General features: G+C 47.3%; 1 protein-coding gene. It reads right to left on the bottom strand.

The window, feature by feature from the left end:
• Positions 1 to 1,258 (bottom strand): C-terminal helicase domain-containing protein (locus R7127_RS26435; protein ID WP_318148708.1); only part of this gene is annotated, 1,258 nt, incomplete at both ends.

Below are 1,258 nucleotides of genomic sequence, written 5' to 3'. Positions count from 1 at the left end.
ATACCCAGATAGCTTTGAGGCTTTAAGTTGGCTGATCAACGGCGTGCTGATGCCACATAAGAATCGGGCGATGGCTTCGTTACTGGTTGCAGAAGGGGAAAGTTGGACAAACTCTGCAATCCAAGCGGAGGCGACTGCTGGTTCAGGTTGATCGTAAATCCGAGGTGGGAACACCGCTCTCTGTCCTCGACACACAGAACAATGACCGCAGTGCGCAGGGGCGTTGTGGTCGGCAAAGTAACTGGCTAATTGATGACTTAAACAATCTGACGATTGGAATAACCCCAACATGGCGTGAATTCGGTCGATGTCTTTGCGCTCTTTAGACTGGAATAGCTCGTACAGATGCTGCGTGATGTCTTCGATATTCTGTGTTTCGGGCAAGACGGAATACACATCGGTTAGCTGCTTGCTTTCCAGTTCAACCCAACCATTCTGATGAAAGTAATCCAGTGCAGCGACAACGCGGCTACGTTCCGAGTGATAATGCATCCAAAGAGCATCGAGATCGACTTGGCACCATACTTTCGCTTTGGTTGAACAAGTGAAAATGGCTTCTACAAACTCGCGTCGTTCTCCTTGGAATTGGTTAACGATGAATTGCTGATCTTGTAGGAACTTGAATCGATATTCGGCAAAGTAGCTAAACTTAGCTTCGATCACTTTTGCAAGCTCTAAATACACCAACAGCGTCTTGAGTGGTAACTGGCGGATATTGCTCTCGCGAGACAAACGTAGTGGCACGACTTCCCACTGAGGTTGGTGCTCTTTGATTTGACCCAATACATAACTAATCGAAGAGCGCTCAGGCGTGTCGCCAAACACAAAGTTTTCTAATACAGTTAGCCCAGAAGTATTGCCAAGCAGAGTGCATTCAGAGCTTTGTCCATCTCGTCCTGCTCGACCTATTTCTTGTGCATAGTTTTCAATGGATTTAGGTAGATCAAAGTGAATCACACGGCGAATATCTGATTTGTCGACACCCATCCCAAAGGCAATCGTGGCCACAATGCAGTCAATTTGGCCCGCCATAAATTGCTGTTGTATTTGCTCACGAACTTCACTTTTCATTCCCGCATGATACGCATGAGCGTTAACGCCAATGTGGATCAATGACTTAGCCACTTGCTCTGCAGTTTGCTGTTGCGTTACGTAAACGATGGTTGGCAGTTTAGGGGCTGCGGCGAGAATCGTGTTGAGTTGCGTTTGCTTTTCGGACTCTTCGCAAGGGATGACTGAAATATCGAGGTTCGAACGG

It is taken from the genome of Vibrio sp. 1159 (assembly GCF_033340395.1).
GTDB lineage: Bacteria > Pseudomonadota > Gammaproteobacteria > Enterobacterales > Vibrionaceae > Vibrio > Vibrio alginolyticus.
The sequence above is the reverse complement of the archived record's forward strand: the minus strand, read 5'-3'. Positions and strand labels throughout refer to the sequence as shown.